The following is a 1258-nucleotide window of genomic DNA, read 5'->3' on the forward strand; positions in this document are numbered from 1 at the left end:
GGCAAATGACCACCATAAATCCAAGCTTTTACTTGCGCTTTGGTACTGTAATCAACTTTGTTAGGCATCTCATGATACTGCCCACCGTCAAATTCCTCGTACTCTCTTGTACCATCATCATATTCGTAAAGATTGTAAAAACACTCTGCTACCCCTAATCCCCATGGCACATGACCTATTGCTGTCGCTATAAATTTTTTCTGTCTTGATTTACGGTTTCTTAAGAACATATGTTTTAATATCTCCTATATAAATCCATAACTTTACCTTGGGTTTATTTACCTCAAATTGTACCGTACAGCAGCGTTTTTAATTTCAATGTGGTTTTTATCATAAAAATCTAAAATCGCTCTGTATGGTGCTTTTTTGTCGATTTAAACGCATATCTAATCACAAAACCATCAGCACTTTTCACTATTTTGCTGTTCTCCAGATGCAACTAAATACGATTTCATTACTGATGCTCCTGACAAAAGATCTGCTTTCAAATTTCTGCAATAATCTGCAAGCTCTGCTCCTGTTGGCATAAAGGTTTTTGATAAGCCCTTTGCTTGTCCACGTATAACGTCCTTAACAGCCTGTTTAAGAGCGTGTTCTGAAACATCTGCCAACGCTATGCTATAGCTCAAAGCGATAACATTAGGGTCTGTATTCGCCGGTATTTTGAGACCCGAAAGCAAATAAGCGACCGCCTCGATATGTTCAATCGTAACTGTCTTAGAAAGCAGCTCTTCTAAGCGATTACATTGAATAGCAACTTGTGCTTTATACTCCTTTGTCAACTGTCTTCCGCGCATACGCTTCCAAGGATAAGTACTTCTATCCACTTCCTTAGCAAGCTCTTGCAAATGAACTGATAGCCTCTGTATTTCTGATGCATTCTGATCCGTAAGTATCGCCAGCATAGATTGCTGTTGTGAGTGTACTGAAGCTTTCTGAGAGGCTACTTGAGAAGCTGTTTGACGGTGGTTTATAGCATTCGTTTGCATATTGTTTTTCCCTTTCTAATTTTTCTCGTTTCTTGGCTAAAAGTCCATATTCTGGGTGTGTAATCCACTTGTACCAAGCCTTTTGCCAATCACTTTTTTTAGCATTTCGATTTGGATTATCTTGCCAATGAAGTTTAAATCTTTCGAACTCTAATAACGCTTCCTCATGCGTTAACCCTTGATCGATTGCGTATTGCAAATTAGGTTCGAAATCAGCAGGCAATCGACACTCTCGATTAGCTTTCGCTCGTTTTGCTTTCTTAGGAACG

General features: G+C 39.0%; 1 protein-coding gene and 2 pseudogenes. All 3 read right to left on the reverse strand.

What is annotated here, in order from left to right:
- Positions 1-230: pseudogene (locus BN202_RS03115) on the reverse strand (hypothetical protein); the annotation flags it as partial.
- A gap of 171 nt (positions 231-401) precedes the next feature.
- Positions 402-827 (reverse strand): hypothetical protein, encoded by a 426-nt coding sequence (locus tag BN202_RS03120; protein ID WP_244426405.1) that lies wholly within the window; start codon positions 825-827, stop codon positions 402-404.
- Between the two features lie 4 nt (positions 828-831).
- Positions 832-1258: pseudogene (locus BN202_RS10245) on the reverse strand (DUF1376 domain-containing protein); the annotation flags it as partial.

Source organism: Bartonella florencae, assembly GCF_000312525.1.
Taxonomy (GTDB): Bacteria; Pseudomonadota; Alphaproteobacteria; order Rhizobiales; family Rhizobiaceae; genus Bartonella; species Bartonella florencae.